Source organism: Modicisalibacter sp. 'Wilcox' (assembly GCF_010993675.1).
Lineage (GTDB): Bacteria > Pseudomonadota > Gammaproteobacteria > Pseudomonadales > Halomonadaceae > Modicisalibacter > Modicisalibacter tunisiensis.
The window spans coordinates 55,216-70,442 of record NZ_WNXF01000001.1; the positions used below are offsets into that span (position 1 = coordinate 55,216).

Below are 15,227 nucleotides of genomic sequence, written 5' to 3' on the forward strand. Positions count from 1 at the left end.
GCGCAGACAAGGGGGCGTCTTCGTCTGCCCGGCACACCGGCACCACTGGCCACGACACGCTATCTTGTCATCGAACACGGGAGGAATAACGCGTCATGGAGACACGCCACGTCGACGTAGCCATCATCGGGGCCGGCAGTGCCGGCCTCGGCGCCTATCGCGCCGCCCGAGCCCACACCGATTCCGTGCTGCTGATCGAGGGCGGCCCCTACGGGACCACCTGTGCGCGGGTCGGCTGCATGCCCTCCAAGCTGCTGATCGCCGCCGCCGAGGCGGCCCATCAGGCCCGTCACACCGCCCCCTTCGGCATCAACGTGACCGGCGAGGTGCAGGTCGACGGCCGGGCGGTGATGGACCGGGTCCGCCGCGAGCGCGACCGCTTCGTGGGCCTCGTCATCGAATCGATCGACGGCATTCCCGACACCGACCGGCTGCGGGGCCATGCCCGCTTCGTCGCTCCCGACACCCTGCAGGTCGACGACCATACCCGGGTCATCGCGCGGCGAGTCATCATCGCCAGCGGCTCCCGGCCGAAGTATCCCGGCCTCTTCGAGGCCGCCGGCGACCGGCTGGTGACCAGCGACGACCTCTTCGAGTGGGAGACGCTGCCCGAGTCGGTGGCGGTCTTCGGCCCCGGAGTGATCGGCCTGGAGCTCGGCCAGGCCCTGCACCGGCTCGGCGTGCGCATGCGCCTGTTCGGGGTCGGCGGCGCCCTCGGCCCCCTACAGGATGCCGCGGTTCGCGACTATGCCGAGCGCACCCTCAACGAGTCGCTCTACGTGGACACCGATGCCACCGTGGAGGGGGTCGACCGGGACGGTGACCAGGTCGTGGTGACCTTCATCGAACGCAACACCGGTCAGCGCCTGATCGAACGCTTCGACTACCTGCTGGCCGCCACCGGACGCCGCCCCAACACCGATCGCCTGGCGCTCGAGCATGCCGGCCTGCTGCTCGATTCGCGCGGCATCCCGCGCTTCAACCACTACACCATGCAGTGCCGCACCAGCGACGGCGAGCCCGCGCCCGTGTTCATCGCCGGCGACGCCGACCAGGAACTGCCCCTGCTCCACGAAGCCTCGGACGAGGGGCGCATCGCCGGCGACAATGCCGGGCGCTTTCCCGAAGTGCGCGTCGGCCACCGCCGAGCCCCCTTGAGCATCGTGTTCAGCGATCCGCAGATGGCCACGGTCGGCCCCAGCTACGCCGAGCTCGAGACGCGCCACGGCGGCTGCGACTGCCTGGCCACCGGCGAGGTTTCCTTCGAGAATCAGGGGCGCTCGCGGGTCATGCGCGCCAACCGGGGGCTGATGCGGCTCTATGCCGAGCATGGCTCCGGGCTGTTCCTGGGTGCCGAGATCTTCGGCCCGCGTGCCGAACACCTCGCCCACCTGCTGGCCTGGTCGCTGCAGCAGCGGCTCACGGTCTCGCAGATGCTCGACATGCCGTTCTATCACCCGGTGGTCGAGGAGGGTCTGCGCACGGGCCTGCGCAACCTCAACGCCGACCTGCAGCTGGGTCCGGCGATCCTCGAGCACTGCATGGAATGCGGCCCGGGCGACTGAGTCCGGCCCACGGGTTCCACCGGCCGGCGCCACTGCCGGCCGGATACAGCCATGGGGCCCACGGCCCCCTCGGCAGGAGGCTTTGCCATGAGCAACAAGGCACCCACCGTCGTGCGCGACATCATGTCCCGCGACTGCTACCGGGTCACCGGCAACACATCCGTGGCCACCCTGGTCGCCGGCCTGGCCCTGCACCGGCTCCCCGGCGCCCCCGTGGTCGACGAGCGCGACCACCTGATCGGCTTCATCTCGGAAATGGACGTCATGGGCAAGCTGCTCGACAGTGCCTACTTCGACGATGAACCCGCGCCGGTACGCGATCTCATGCGCCACGAGGTGCTGACGGTGACGCCCAACAAGAGCATCGCCGACCTGGCCCAGGAGATGCTGGGCACCAAGCCCAAGGTCTACCCGGTCGTCGAGGGCGAACGGCTGGTCGGGATCGTGACCCGGCGCGATGTGGTCAGCGCCATTCTGCAGATGCGCGGCCACTGACCCGCCGAGCATCCTCGCGAAAAAAACCGCCACATCGGGATGATGTGGCGGTCAAGGGATCGAATAAAGTAAGCAAAGACGCCATTTTCCGCGACTGCTGGAAAATTGCGCTCATTCCTGTGACCACAGCCTCGCCGGATTTCTCCCTCCCGGGACGAACTGTTTTGTATCGCAATGTAACCATGACGACCGGGGCTTGCCTTGGCGGGCGTACTTTCATTATGATCGAGCCGCCGAGCGGGTATAGCTCAGTTGGTAGAGCATCAGCTTCCCAAGCTGAGGGTCGCGAGTTCGAATCTCGTTGCCCGCTCCAGATTCCTTGCATAGTCCCAAGGGTCGCGATCTGGTGCGCCAGCCCGGTGGTGCGCCATCCGATCGAATCTCGTTGCCCGCTCCAGATTCCTTGCATAATCCCAAGGGTCGCGATCTGGTGCGCCAGCCCGGTGGTGCGCCAGCCCGGTGGTGCGCCACCCGATCGACTCCCGTCGCCCGCTCTCAACCTTTCGGCCTGTCTCCATGGCGCTATATTTGCTGATCTTCCTCGTCACCCTGCTCGTCGTCGGCGGCAGCATCGCCATGCTGATGCTGGCGCGCACTCCGCGTTACCGGACCGAACCGCAGCACCTGCTGCGCCTGTTCGAGCGCGTGCTCAACGGCCAGGCCTCCGAGTCCGAATGGCATACCGTGGTCGGCTATCCGATCCGTCACGACGCCTATCTCGAGGGGGTGCGCCGCAGCGCGCAGCGCATCATGGAAGAGCACGGCCGCTCCCTGCGGTCCCAGCAGGGCGGCTCGCTGCTGTCGCGCACCGGACGCGAGGAGCTGACCGTGCTGCGCGACCACCTGGCCGCCCGCCTGGCCCTCGAGGAGGGCCGCCGCGAGTTCTGAGCCTACCGTCGCCGCGGCCGAGCGCTTACAATGGCACTCCCGTCGTCACGAGGTCGGCCCATGACCAGCACGCTGCGACTGACGCCACTCGACAACACCATCAAGCATCACGATCATGACTTCCACCAGATCGTGATCGGCCTCGACGGGCACGCCGACTTCGAGATCGAAGGCCTGGGCGGGCGCATCGAGGCACTCTCCGGCTGCATCGTGCCGGCCAACTACGTGCACTACTACGAGGGCATCGGCACCAACCGGCAGCTGATCCTCGACCTGCCGGACGATGCCCCGGCGCTGTCCGGGGCCCACCGCGAGCACGCCCGGCTGTTCGACGCCCCGCGCTTCTTCGCGCTCGACGAGCCCCTGCGCGCCTACCTGACCTTCCTGATCCAGGAACTCACGCAGCCCCGCCCGGCGCCGGGCGACCTGCTGGCGGCGACCTTCCTGGGCTGCCTGCGCGCCCGCCTCCCCGAAGCCGCCACCGTGCCCATGCCACGGCGACGCATCGACCTGGCGGACATCGATACCTTCATCCAGCACAACCTCGACCGGCGCCTCGCCGTGGCCGATCTGGCCGAGCGTGCCTGCCTGAGCGTGGCCCACTTCAGCGAGTGCTTCCGCGAGCAGACCGGCGTCACCCCCTACCAGTATGTACTGCGTCAGCGCCTTCAGGCCGCCCGGACGCTGCTGACCGACTCGCCCCTGCCGCTGAACGAGATTGCCGCCCGCACGGGCTTCGCCAGCCAGAGCGCCCTCTCCCGCGCCTTTCGGCGCGTCTTCAACGAGCCGCCGGGGCGCCTGCGCCGGCATCAGCGCCTGACCCGAGTCGCCACCACCTCGCCCAGGCGGCTGAGCCGCTGAGTCGCCGCGCAAGCCGCTGCCACCGTGCCCGGGCCCCGGCCCTTCCCGTCGGGAATACGGCGCGATCGGCCACGATCATCTTCGACCTTGGTCTAAAAAAAGCCGCAACAGGACAAACTTTCCGGCTTTTTGACAATGCCGGCCAAGAAATTGGCAAGACGCCGCAATCTCTCCCACTCTAAATTCAAGCCATTACAGAATTGCTTCTCGCACCCTGGTGTTCGCAGCCGGGGATTCCGGCGTTGCAGAGCTCGTCAAGGACGACGGGGGACGGCACTGCCACCGTCGGGCCCGGCTGCGCCCGAGTCACTACCTGATAACGGGGTCTTCTCATGCTCGAAGCCAAGACCATGCTGGACCAGCGGACCTGGCAACAGGACCTGAACGCGCTGCTCGACCGAGTGAGCGAGCATTACATCGTCGACGAAGACGCCTTCATGCGCGAGCTGGTCGCCTTCCTCCAGGCCGATGACGAGGATTTCCAGCGCATCGCCGACAAGACCGCCGACCTGGTTCGGGAAGTCCGCGAGATGGACACCGCCGTCGACTCCATCGACGAACTCCTCCAGCAGTACAGCCTCGATACCCACGAGGGGCTGATGCTGATGTGCCTGGCCGAGGCCATGCTGCGCATCCCCGACAAGGCCACCGCCGATGCCCTGATCGAGGACAAGCTGGGGCCGGCCGACTGGAAATCCTACGTCGGCCAGAGCGAGTCCTGGTTCGTCAACGCCTCCACCTGGGGCCTGCTGATGACCGGCCGGGTGATCCAGCTCGACAAGCCCCGCGAGGGCAAGCCGGCCACCTTCATCAACAAGCTGGTCAATCGCATGGGCGAGCCGGTGATCCGCCGCGCCATGGTCGAGGCGATGAAGATCATGGGCCGCCAGTTCGTGCTCGGTCGCACCGTCGACGAGGCGCTCAAGCGCTCCCAGCCGCTGTTCGACAAGGGCTACACCTACTCCTACGACATGCTCGGCGAGGCGGCGCGCACCCGCGACGACGCCCGGCGCTACTTCGACGACTACGCCAAGGCGATCGAGCGCGTCGGCGCGGTCAGCCAGAAGCTCGACGCCAGGACGCCGGCGCCGTCGATCTCGATCAAGCTCTCGGCGCTGCATCCACGCTACGAGTTCGGGCGTCGCGAGCAGATCCTCGTCGAGCTGGTCGACAGCGTGAAGCAGCTGGTCGCCATGGCCCGCGAGCGTGACGTGGCGGTCACCATCGATGCCGAGGAAGTGGACCGCCTCGAGCTGTCCCTGGAGGTCTTCCGCGCCGTCTACGAGAGCGACGCCGCCAAGGGCTGGGGTCACTTCGGCCTGGTGGTGCAGGGCTACGCCAAGCGCGCGCTGCCGGTGCTGCACTACATCAACCGCCTCGCCGACCAGCAGGGCGACGAGATTCCGCTGCGCCTGGTCAAGGGCGCCTACTGGGACACCGAGGTCAAGGAGTCCCAGCAGCTGGGCATCGACGGCTATCCGGTCTACACCCGCAAGGCCAACACCGATGTCGCCTACCTGGTCTGTGCCCACTTCCTGCTCTCGGAGAACACCCGCGGGCGGATCTTCCCGCAGTTCGCCACGCACAATGCCCACACCATCAGCACCATCCTGGAGCTGGCCAACGACGCCGACCGCGCCTTCGAGTTCCAGCGCCTGCACGGCATGGGCGAGGCGCTCTACGACGCCGCCCTGAAACGCGCCCCCAAGGGCACCTACTGCCGCATCTACGCGCCGGTCGGTGCCCACAAGGACCTGCTGCCCTACCTGGTGCGCCGGCTGCTGGAAAACGGCGCCAACTCCTCGTTCGTTCACCAGCTGGTCGACCCGCGGGTGCCTGTCGAATCGCTGTGCGTGCATCCGGTGGAAAGCCTGCGCCAGTACGACACCTATGCCAACCCGCGCATTCCGCTGCCCAGGGACATCTATGGCGCCGGCCGGCGCAACTCCCACGGCGTGAACCTCAATATCTGGAGCCACTACCGGCCGCTGACCAGCGCCATGGACGGCTTCATGGACACGCAGTACCACGTCAAGCCGCTGCTGGCCTTCGAGGTCGATACCCTCGATGCCCAGCGCCATGAGGTACTCAGCCCCTACGATCGGCGTCAGGTGGTGGGCAGCGTGCAGTGGACCACCGCCGAGCAGGCGAAGCAGGCCGTGGAGGCCGCCTGGGCGGCCTTCCCGCGCTGGGAGGCCACGCCGGTCGAGGAGCGCGCGCAGATTCTCGAACGCTTTGCCGACCTGATGGAGGCCAACCTCGCCGAGCTGATGACGCTGTGTTCCCGCGAGGGGGGCAAGCTGCTCACCGACGGCGTCGACGAGATCCGCGAGGCGGTGGATTTCTGTCGCTACTACGCCAACCGGGCCCGCGAGCTGTTCGCCGAACCCATGGCGCTGCCCGGCCCCACCGGCGAATCCAACCAGCTGATCATGGGCGGCAAGGGGGTCTTCGCCTGCATCAGCCCGTGGAACTTTCCGGTGGCGATCTTCTGCGGCCAGATGGTCGCCGCGGCGGTTTCCGGCAACAGTGTGCTGGCCAAGCCCGCCGAACAGACCTCGCTGGTCGCCCACCGCGTCGTCGAGCTGCTGTACGAAGCCGGCATGCCGCGCGACGTGGTGCAGCTGCTCCCCGGCGACGGTCCCACCGTGGGCAGCGTGCTGACCTCGGATGCCCGCATCACCGGCGTGGCCTTCACCGGCGGCACCGATACCGCGCAGCTCATCAACCGCTCGCTGGCCGACCGTGAAGGCGCGCCGCTGCCCACGCTGATCGCCGAGACCGGGGGCCTCAACGCCATGATCGTCGACTCCACCGCTCTGCCCGAACAGGTGGTGGCCGACGTCATCCGCTCGGCGTTCCAGAGCGCCGGTCAGCGCTGCTCGGCGCTCCGCGTGCTCTACCTCCAGGAAGATATCGCCGACCGGGTGATCCAGATCCTCAAGGGCGCGATGGCCGAGCTGCACGTCGGCGACCCCCGCCACCTGGGCACCGATGTCGGCCCGGTGATCGACGACGACGCCCGCCAGGGGCTGCAGGCCCACATCGAGCGGCTCAAGGGCGAGAACCGGCTGATCGCCGAGACCGAGCTGGACCCGGCGAAGACCGCCGAGGGCACCTTCGTCGCGCCGACCGCCTTCGAGATCGACGGCATCGACGCGCTGGAGCGCGAGCAGTTCGGCCCGATCCTGCACATCGTGCGCTACCGGGCCAGCGACATCGAAGGGGTCATCGAATCGATCAACGCCAAGCAGTACGGCCTGACATTCGGGGTGCACAGCCGCAACGAATCCTTCGCCGAAGCCATCGCGCAGAAGGTTCGGGTAGGCAATGTGTACGTGAACCGTAATATCATCGGGGCCGTGGTCGGCGTCCAGCCCTTCGGGGGGCAGGGGCTGTCCGGAACCGGCCCCAAGGCCGGCGGGCCGCATTACCTGCTGCGCTTCGCCACCGAAAAGGCGCTGACCATCAATACCGCCGCCCTGGGCGGCAATGCGTCCCTGCTCGCGCTGGGTGATGACTGACCCGAGCGACAGGCCGTCGGGCGGGGCCCCGTGCCTCGCCCGCTGGACGGGGGCGTGCGAAAAGGTCTTGCCGATCGCCTTCCCGAAACGCAGGATCCTTTCGGCGCTTGACAACAATAACGGAAGAAGGACGACTCACCATGGTTAAAAAAAAGCTGACTACCGACACTACCTCCATGCGCCTCCCGGCGGTGAAACCGGACCGGCGTCATCGCCTGTCTTGAATCGCAAAAGGCTTAAAGAAACAATGCTTGCCACTGCCGGATTCTGCACGGGAAACCCGCTGACCGGTCGACGCTAGTCCGTCCTGATTAACTGGAGACGCTCCATGGCTATTGGTGTTTGGATCAGTCTAATTGCTTACTTTGTGCTCATGATTGCCATCGGCATCTATGCAATGCGCAAGGCGACCTCTTCATCGGAAGATTACATGCTCGGGGGCCGCGGCCTGAGTCCCAAGGTGGCGGCCCTGTCGGCCGGCGCCTCGGACATGAGCGGCTGGCTGCTGCTGGGCCTGCCCGGGGCGCTGTTCGTGTCCGGTCTGGGATCGGCCTGGATCGGCATCGGCCTGCTCGTGGGGGCCTTCTTCAACTGGACCCTGGTGGCCCCCCGCCTTCGCGAGCAGACGGTTCACTACGGTAATGCCATTACCATTCCGGAATTCCTCGCCAACCGGTTCCCGACCCGGGCGCTATCGCTGCGCACGGTATCCGCCATCGTCATCGTGGTGTTCTTCGCGGTGTACACGGCTTCTGGGCTGGTAGCGGGCGGCAAGCTGTTCGAAAGCGCGTTCGCGGGGGTCATCAACATCGGCGGCCTGAGCGACTATGCGACGGGCGTCATCCTCACCCTCGGCGTGGTGCTGGCCTATACCGTGGTCGGCGGCTTCCTGGCCGTGAGCATGACGGACTTCGTGCAGGGCTGCATCATGATGCTGGCCCTGGTGATCATGCCGCTGGTCGTCCTCTTCGGCGAAGGCGGCGGCGGGTTCTCCCAGGCCTCGCAGACCCTGAACGAGGTCGATCCCAACCTGCTCTCGTGGACCTCGGGACTGACCTTTATCGGCTGGCTCTCGGCGGTCACCTGGGGGCTGGGCTATTTCGGGCAACCGCACATCATCGTGCGCTTCATGGCCATCCGCACCCTGAAGGAGGTGCCGGTTGCCCGTAACATCGGCATGAGCTGGATGCTCATTTCGCTGATCGGCGCAATCTCCCTGGGCATCTTCGGCCGGGCCTATGCGGTTCGCAACGGCATGAATGTCGAAGACCCCGAGACAATCTTCATCATCCTCGCGGACCTGCTGTTCAACCCGCTGATCACCGGCTTCCTCTATGCCGCCCTGCTGGCGGCCATCATGAGCACCATCTCCAGCCAGCTGCTGGTCTCCTCCTCCTCGCTGACCGAGGATTTCTACCGGCTGTTCCTGCGCAAGGACGCCACGGACAAGGAAACCGTCACCGTGGGCCGGATCAGCGTCGTGCTGGTGGGCGTGGTCGCCGTCATCATCGCCTCCGACCCGAACTCTCAGGTCCTGGGGCTGGTCAGTCACGCCTGGGCCGGCTTCGGCGCCGCCTTCGGCCCGCTGATCATCCTGTCGCTGATGTGGTCACGCACCAACGGCACGGGCGCCATCGCCGGCATGATCGCGGGCGCCGTCACCGTCATGATCTGGATTTCCCTGGGCTGGGACGCTTCCTTCCTGGGCGGCCCCGGCATCTACGAGATCATCCCCGGCTTCATCGCTTCCTTCCTCGCCATTCTGGTGGTGAGCAGCGTGACGGCCGACGCGGGAGAATATCAGCAGATTCCTCGCTGAAGGCAGCGTCTGACGACGCCACGCGGTCTGAAAGGGCTCCTCCGGGAGCCCTTTTCCGTTGTGATACGCCTGACGACACGAAAACCGCTTGCAGGCCGCCCTAGAGCCGCCACAGCACCAGCAGCGAGAACACGGCGAGCAGTACCCAGCAGCCGCGACTTGCCAGGTACCGTGGCCCGCGTGCGCGCCCGGCCGTGAGCCCGGCCCCATGGGCGAAGCCGATGCCCAGCGCCGCCACGCCCAGCAGCCACAGCGGCAGCCGCCACGGCATCTCGATGCCCCGGATGACCTCCGGATGCCACAACAGCACCAGTGCCATCAGCGTGGCCCAGCCCAGCGCCAGCAATCGCGGCAGCTGACGATACATCGCCCTGTCCATGCGGTTCTCCCCCCAGTCCTCCCCCTCCAGTTAAGCCTTCCAGGGCGATTTTTGCCAAGCAGCCCGCGGCACTGTAGTGACTCGCGGCGCTGTTAAATCACTCGCTCAAAAATATACATTTTTTTACATGACAATTTCGAACAGCGTTTCCTATACTGCGACCCACAGTTAGGAAACAGCGTTTCCTTACGAACCGACAGCGACTCGGACACCGGACGTCGCCTACCCAGCAAAGAAGGAGATTCCCATGACTCAGCTGAAATCGCTTTCCGCCATCCTGCTCGCCGGTGGTCTCGTTGCCGCGTCCCAGGCCGCCCTGGCCTATGAAGCCGGTGATGTGCTGATTCGCGGCGGCTACGCCAAGAGCAATGTCGACAGTGACAATGGCAGCGTCGAGATCGGTGACGACAGCGCCTTCGTGGGCAGCGTCGGTTACATGCTGCACGACAAGGTCGGCGTCACCCTCGGCGGCAGCGACAAGTTCGAGCACTCGCTGACCGGCCCGGGCGTCGATGCCAATGTCGACAGCCAGCCGATCGACCTGATGGTCGAGTACTACCCGCTGGGCGGCCTGGATTCCCGCATCCAGCCCTATGCCGGGGTGGGCGCCAACTACACGCGCTTCTCCGGGGAAAGCAGCGGCCTCAATGTCGACAACACCTGGGCACCGAAGGGCGAAGTGGGTGTCGACCTGGTGGTCACCAAGAACCTGTCGCTCAACGGTTTCGCGTCCTACGCCAACGTCGACCCGGACTACAGCTACGCCGGCAACAGCGGTGAACTCGACACCGACCCGGTCATCGTGGGCGGCGGTGTGACGCTCAACTTCTGAACCTGCCCCGGCAGCTACAGAGCGCCGCAACGACAACGCCGGCCCCCTGCGGGGCCGGCGTTCTGCGTTGTCGGGGGGCGACTCAGCGCGGCGAGCGTCGGGACAGCCCGAGTACCGCCAGCGTGGCCTCGCACAGCCCGTCGACGGCCTCCACCGCGGCCAGCCGGTCATGGTAGTCGCGGGACAGGAACGGTCTGCCGGCCAGCAGGTGGTCGAGGTATTCCCGGGCCGGCTTGAGTGACGGCCTGGTGCGTTCCGGCCGGGCGATATAGACCCACGCCTCGATCGGCCCTTCGGCGGTCTGCACGATGCAGCGCTCGCGACAATAGTCGTGCGGCACCCCTTCGAAGGGATCCATGCGCTCGATCTGCTCCGGCTCGCAGAGTTCGAACAGCGCCCCCTCGACCCGTTCTTCCGGTGACGGCGCCACGTTGGCATGGGCGATGCCGGGAATCCGCGAGGCCTTGTCGAAGCGCAGGGCATACGCCTCGAGCACCGCGGGCAAGGCCCGGCGCGTCTCGCCGATCCGGGCGGCCACCCGCGCCACGTTCATGTTGCTGCCGTACGCGAAGTAGTACGCCATCTCAGCCCTCCGTGACCACGCGATCCACCTCGGCGATCGCCGAGACGACCAGCACGCGGGTACTGGTCCGCGAGTCCTTCAGGTAGGCCTCGGCGGCCGGCGCCACCTGGCAGGTCGCCGGCATGGCGGCCCGGGCGTCGACCAGCGCCTGCAGGCGCGGAATGAACACGTAGCGCAGCCACTGGGGCAGCACCATGGTATCCACGCAGAACGGCTCGCGGCTGTCGAAGGCCTCGGGGTCGGGGCGGGCGGTGTTCCAGAGGTCGACACTGCGCAGGGTCGATTCGAGATTCTCGAGCGCCTGCTCGAGTTCCTGATGAGTGGTCATGACAACTCCGTGGTGAAACCTGACTTCATTATCGCCCGCGTACCCCCGAGGGGCCAACCGAACCCCGCCATCGCGATAATGCACAGAAGCCCTGAAAGACCCTGTGGACAACCGCGGGAAAAGTCGCGCCGATGCCCGATTCATGCTGTTTCCGGCGCATCGTTCAAAGAATGATCAACCGCACGGCGCAAGGCTGGAAAGCCGGGCCGCGACGCGCTACAGTGCGCCGCCAACCACGAGGACGCCATGCAGCCGATACATACGCTTAGCGACTTCTTCACCCGCACCGGCGCGCGTACGCATTTCTACACGCTGGGACGCCGTGTCGCCCCCTGCCCGGCCGAAACCCTGGTTGCCTTCGAGAGCGGCGAACAGGGCTGGCCGCAGCCCTGGCTCGGCCAGGCGCAGCTGGCCTGCGTGTTTCAGCTGAGTCCGGAAAGCGACCCCCTGGTATGGTTCCTGGCTCTCCCGCTCGACGAGCAGGGACATATCGACCCGGTGCCGAGAGACGCCTTCCTGCAACGTCTCCTCGAGACCCTGGGGCGTACCGCCGAGCGGCTCGCCGAAGGGAGCGAGACGGGGGATGGCGAACGCATCGACAACCTGATGCAGGACAACCCGCTGGCCTTCACGCCGGAGATCACCCAGCGCGCCGTGCTGCACGCCCGCGCCAGTGCCGATCTCGACCGGAGCGCCAGCGAGCATCTTGAATTGGCTGAAGCCTATCTGACCGGCCAGTTGGCGGCCGACGGCTGGCAGGCGCTGGGCCTCCAGGGCATCGCCGACTTCTGCGTGCGCCACGATGCCGAGCAGGCGGCCCAGCTCGCCCGGCAGCTGCCCGCCCTGCCGGTGGCGGTACTGCGCCCGCTGTGCCACGCTCTGGAGCATGTCGTGCCCGCCCCCGCGCTGACCGACGCCCTGATCGCCAGGGGCGAGACCGCCGCCGCGCAGGGCGACCTGGAAACCTTCTGCGCCTGCGTGCGCGCCGTGGGTCAGGGCGAGACGCAACGGGTCGGCCGCTGGTACGATGGCCTGCTGGGCGATGCGGCCGCCGCCGGGCCGGACCTGCTCGCCGCGATCGCTGCGCGCGGCTGGGCGCATCTGGAAGACGCCCAGCGTCTGCCACGCTTTCTCGACGTGCTCGCCGGCCAGGGCGAGGGCCCTTTCATGAAGGTGGTCCGCGATCTGGCCCTGATCCCGCGACTGCGGTTACCGTTGCTGATGACGCTGCGCCAGGCCGACCCCGAGTCGCCGGTCGGGCGCCGTCTGCATGCCTTCAATCGCTGAAACCCGGTGTTCGCCCATGAAAGCGTTGCCCTATCATGCCAAGGCCGTGATCGGCCGCCGCGAGATGGTCACCCTGCCGGAGATTGGCCTGACGCTGTGCTGCAAGGCCGATACGGGAGCGCGTACCTCCGCCCTGCATGCCGAGGAGATCGAGACCTTCGAGGAACACGGCCATGTCTGGATCAGCTTTCTGACCCGTGGCAGCGGCCCCGACAGTCCGCCGCACGCGGTACGCCTGCACCTGCATGATCGCCGTCGCGTGACCAGCTCCAACGGCCAGGCCGAATGGCGCTATGTGATTCGCACGCTCATGCGGCTCGGCGACCTCGAATACCCGGTCGAACTGAGCCTGACCGACCGCAGCGACATGCGCCACCCCATGCTGCTGGGTCGGCGCGCCATGCGACGCCTGCTCGTCGCGCCCGGTGCCGCCTTTCTCCACGGCGAGCCCTGAACTCGTCACGCTTGCCCTTTCGTCCGCTCCGGAGTCACAACATGCATATCGCCCTGCTTTCTCGCAATCGCAACTTGTACTCCTCGCGCCGACTGATCGAGGCGGCGCAGGCACGGGGGCATTCGGTGCGGGTGATCGACACCCTGCGCTGCTACATGAACATCGCCTCGCATCGGCCCTCGATCCACTACAAGGGCGGTGAGCTGGAACGCTTCGACGCCGTGATCCCGCGCATCGGCGCGTCGGTCACCTTCTACGGCTGCGCGGTACTGCGCCAGTTCGAGATGATGAGCACCTACGTGCTCAACGACTCCGTGGCCATCACCCGCTCCCGCGACAAGCTGCGTTCGCTGCAGCTGCTGTCACGCAAGGGCATCGGCCTGCCGGTGACCGGCTTCGCCCACTCTCCCGACGACATCCCCGACCTGATCACCATGGTCAAGGGCGCCCCGCTGGTCATCAAGCTACTGGAAGGCACCCAGGGTATCGGCGTGGTGCTGGCCGAAACCAACCAGGCGGCGGAAAGCGTGATCCAGGCCTTCATGGGCATGAAGGCCAACATCATGGTTCAGGAATACATCAAGGAAGCCAACGGCGCCGACATTCGCTGTCTGGTGATCGGCGACAAGGTCGTGGCGTCCATGAAGCGCCAGGCCGCCGACGGCGAGTTCCGCTCCAACCTGCATCGCGGCGGCAGCGCCAGCGTGATCCGCATCACCCCGGAGGAACGCTCCACGGCGATCCGCGCCGCCAAGGCGATGGGCCTGCGGGTGGCCGGCGTCGACCTGCTGCGCTCCAACCACGGGCCGGTGATCATGGAAGTCAACTCGTCGCCGGGGCTGCAGGGGATCGAGACGGCCACCGGACGCGACATCGCCGGCCTGATCATCGAGCACCTCGAGAAGCACGCCGCCACGCCGCGCAAGGCACCGCCCAAGCCCAAGGGCTGACACGGAATTAAAGCCGCGCCGCAGTCGGCCGATACCCCTGTCACGCCCCCGGAATGGAAACACACAATTTCTTCGTCCCGGGGGTAGCAAAACACTGTTTCGAGCCGCACAATCTGCGTCACCGGAGGAGGTGACCGCCCATGTTTCTCGATAATCGCCAGGTGGCGATGGACAACGTACTGGAAGCGCTGGCCGACAGCCTGGATTACTTCCAGGACAACCTCGAGCGCCTGCGCCCCACGCTGCGCGATGCTCTGAAGCCCCATTACGAGGAGCGGGGCGAGGCGATGCGTGAGCTGCAGAAGCTCGCCAAGCAGCACCTCAACCTCCTGCCGCGCGACGCCGATGTCGAGCGCGATGACTATCTCTGGCTATGGAGCCGCCTGAAGAGTTTCGTCGGCGACGACAGCCAGGTGCTGGTCGGCGAGCTGCTCGAGCAGGAGCGCGTGGTCATGCAGTCGCTGTCGACGCTCTACACCCACCCGCTGCCCGACGAGATGGAGCCGGTCATCGAGCGCTGCTGGAAGGGTTGCCGGGCGCTGATCCGCGAACTCTACAAGCTGCAGAAGCCCCGCTCGCGGCGCTGAGCCTCAGCCGCCGCCGACGAGGCGAATCGGCTCGCGAGGGCCGAGAAAGTGCGGCTTGCGGTGCCAGAGGTAGAGATCGCCCAGCATCGCCACCCGCGCCAGCCACTCCCGGATTCGCAGCCGCCACTCGCCCGCCACCGGGGACGAGGGCGCCACGCACCCTTGAGCCTCGATGCCCGCCGCCAGCGCCAGATACAGCGCCCGCGGCAGATGCCAGTCCTGAGTGATCAGCAACGCCCGGTCGACGCCGAAGACCTCGTGGGCCCGCACGAGGGTATCGAAGGTACTGAACCCTGCATAGTCGAGCGTCATGGCCGCGTCGGGAATATTGGCACGGCGCAGGTCGCGCCACATGGTCACGGGCTCGTTGTAGTAGCGCGTGCGGTTGTCGCCCGACAGCAGCAGGTGCCGAACGCGATGCAGGCGCATCAGCCGGGCCGCGGCATGCAGCCGGGCGGCATAATGCGGGTTGCGCTCTCCATCGCGGGACCAGTAGGACGTCCCGAAGACGATGCCGATGGGTGCCGTGCGGCACAGCAGCAGGTCATCCTGAATACGGTCGCGCGTGCGGGCGAGCACCCACAGATTGGCGGCCAGCACCACGCCGGCCGCCAGCAGCAGCAGCACTCCACCCAGCAGCGTCACGCGTTTCAGCCAGCCCATTGCACGCCTCGG

15 protein-coding genes and 1 tRNA gene are annotated in these 15,227 nt (G+C 66.8%); 12 read left to right on the plus strand and 4 right to left on the minus strand.

What is annotated here, in order from left to right; translation table 11 throughout:
* Window positions 1-95 precede the first annotated feature (95 nt).
* The 7 genes from G7A98_RS00245 (at window position 96) to putP (ending at window position 9,152) form a co-directional block, all read left to right on the plus strand.
* Complete coding sequence (locus G7A98_RS00245; protein WP_163647487.1) at window positions 96-1,565, plus strand: dihydrolipoyl dehydrogenase; 1,470 nt, start codon at window positions 96-98, stop codon at window positions 1,563-1,565.
* Between the two features lie 87 nt (window positions 1,566-1,652).
* Window positions 1,653-2,060, plus strand: a complete 408-nt coding sequence (locus G7A98_RS00250; RefSeq protein ID WP_163647488.1) for a CBS domain-containing protein — start codon at window positions 1,653-1,655, stop codon at window positions 2,058-2,060.
* A gap of 237 nt (window positions 2,061-2,297) precedes the next feature.
* A tRNA-Gly gene (locus tag G7A98_RS00255) sits at window positions 2,298-2,373 on the plus strand.
* A gap of 203 nt (window positions 2,374-2,576) precedes the next feature.
* On the plus strand, window positions 2,577-2,948 hold the full coding sequence (locus G7A98_RS00260) for a hypothetical protein (protein ID WP_163647489.1): 372 nt from the start codon (window positions 2,577-2,579) through the stop codon (window positions 2,946-2,948).
* A 60-nt stretch (window positions 2,949-3,008) separates the two neighbouring features.
* Window positions 3,009-3,809 (plus strand): AraC family transcriptional regulator, encoded by an 801-nt coding sequence (locus tag G7A98_RS00265; RefSeq protein ID WP_163647490.1) that lies wholly within the window; start codon window positions 3,009-3,011, stop codon window positions 3,807-3,809.
* Between the two features lie 332 nt (window positions 3,810-4,141).
* Window positions 4,142-7,333 carry a bifunctional proline dehydrogenase/L-glutamate gamma-semialdehyde dehydrogenase PutA gene (putA, locus tag G7A98_RS00270; RefSeq protein ID WP_163647491.1) on the plus strand — a complete coding sequence of 1,064 codons (3,192 nt, stop codon included), beginning with the start codon at window positions 4,142-4,144 and terminating at the stop codon, window positions 7,331-7,333.
* 328 nt (window positions 7,334-7,661) lie between these two features.
* The gene (putP, locus tag G7A98_RS00275) at window positions 7,662-9,152 is read left to right on the plus strand and encodes a sodium/proline symporter PutP (protein WP_163647492.1); all 1,491 of its coding nucleotides are present in this window, start codon (window positions 7,662-7,664) and stop codon (window positions 9,150-9,152) included.
* Window positions 9,153-9,252: 100 nt separating this feature from the next.
* Here the strand turns inward: putP and G7A98_RS00280 are convergent, their stop codons facing one another.
* The gene (locus G7A98_RS00280) at window positions 9,253-9,531 is read right to left on the minus strand and encodes a hypothetical protein (RefSeq protein ID WP_163647493.1); all 279 of its coding nucleotides are present in this window, start codon (window positions 9,529-9,531) and stop codon (window positions 9,253-9,255) included.
* 247 nt (window positions 9,532-9,778) lie between these two features.
* On the opposite strand from G7A98_RS00280, the gene G7A98_RS00285 reads away from it, so the two are divergent.
* On the plus strand, window positions 9,779-10,363 hold the full coding sequence (locus tag G7A98_RS00285; protein WP_163647494.1) for an OmpW family outer membrane protein: 585 nt from the start codon (window positions 9,779-9,781) through the stop codon (window positions 10,361-10,363).
* Window positions 10,364-10,445: 82 nt separating this feature from the next.
* Here the strand turns inward: G7A98_RS00285 and G7A98_RS00290 are convergent, their stop codons facing one another.
* Both G7A98_RS00290 and G7A98_RS00295 read right to left on the minus strand, forming a co-directional pair.
* Window positions 10,446-10,946 (minus strand): gamma-glutamylcyclotransferase family protein, encoded by a 501-nt coding sequence (locus G7A98_RS00290; protein ID WP_163647495.1) that lies wholly within the window; start codon window positions 10,944-10,946, stop codon window positions 10,446-10,448.
* A 1-nt stretch (window position 10,947) separates the two neighbouring features.
* Window positions 10,948-11,274, minus strand: coding sequence for a YqcC family protein (locus G7A98_RS00295; RefSeq protein WP_163647496.1), 327 nt, complete (start codon window positions 11,272-11,274; stop codon window positions 10,948-10,950).
* 246 nt (window positions 11,275-11,520) lie between these two features.
* On the opposite strand from G7A98_RS00295, the gene G7A98_RS00300 reads away from it, so the two are divergent.
* From G7A98_RS00300 to G7A98_RS00315, 4 genes are all read left to right on the plus strand, one after another.
* Window positions 11,521-12,561: a DUF3549 family protein gene (locus tag G7A98_RS00300; protein ID WP_163647497.1), complete on the plus strand. Its 1,041-nt coding sequence runs from the start codon at window positions 11,521-11,523 to the stop codon at window positions 12,559-12,561.
* Between the two features lie 16 nt (window positions 12,562-12,577).
* Window positions 12,578-13,015: a RimK/LysX family protein gene (locus G7A98_RS00305; RefSeq protein WP_163647498.1), complete on the plus strand. Its 438-nt coding sequence runs from the start codon at window positions 12,578-12,580 to the stop codon at window positions 13,013-13,015.
* A 41-nt stretch (window positions 13,016-13,056) separates the two neighbouring features.
* Window positions 13,057-13,965, plus strand: coding sequence for a 30S ribosomal protein S6--L-glutamate ligase (rimK, locus tag G7A98_RS00310; RefSeq protein WP_163647499.1), 909 nt, complete (start codon window positions 13,057-13,059; stop codon window positions 13,963-13,965).
* Between the two features lie 140 nt (window positions 13,966-14,105).
* Entirely contained in the window at window positions 14,106-14,552 is a 447-nt protein-coding gene (locus G7A98_RS00315; protein ID WP_163647500.1) for a hypothetical protein, read from the plus strand.
* Window positions 14,553-14,555: 3 nt separating this feature from the next.
* Here the strand turns inward: G7A98_RS00315 and G7A98_RS00320 are convergent, their stop codons facing one another.
* Window positions 14,556-15,215, minus strand: coding sequence for an ElyC/SanA/YdcF family protein (locus tag G7A98_RS00320; protein WP_240464634.1), 660 nt, complete (start codon window positions 15,213-15,215; stop codon window positions 14,556-14,558).
* Between the last annotated feature and the right edge of the window lie 12 nt (window positions 15,216-15,227).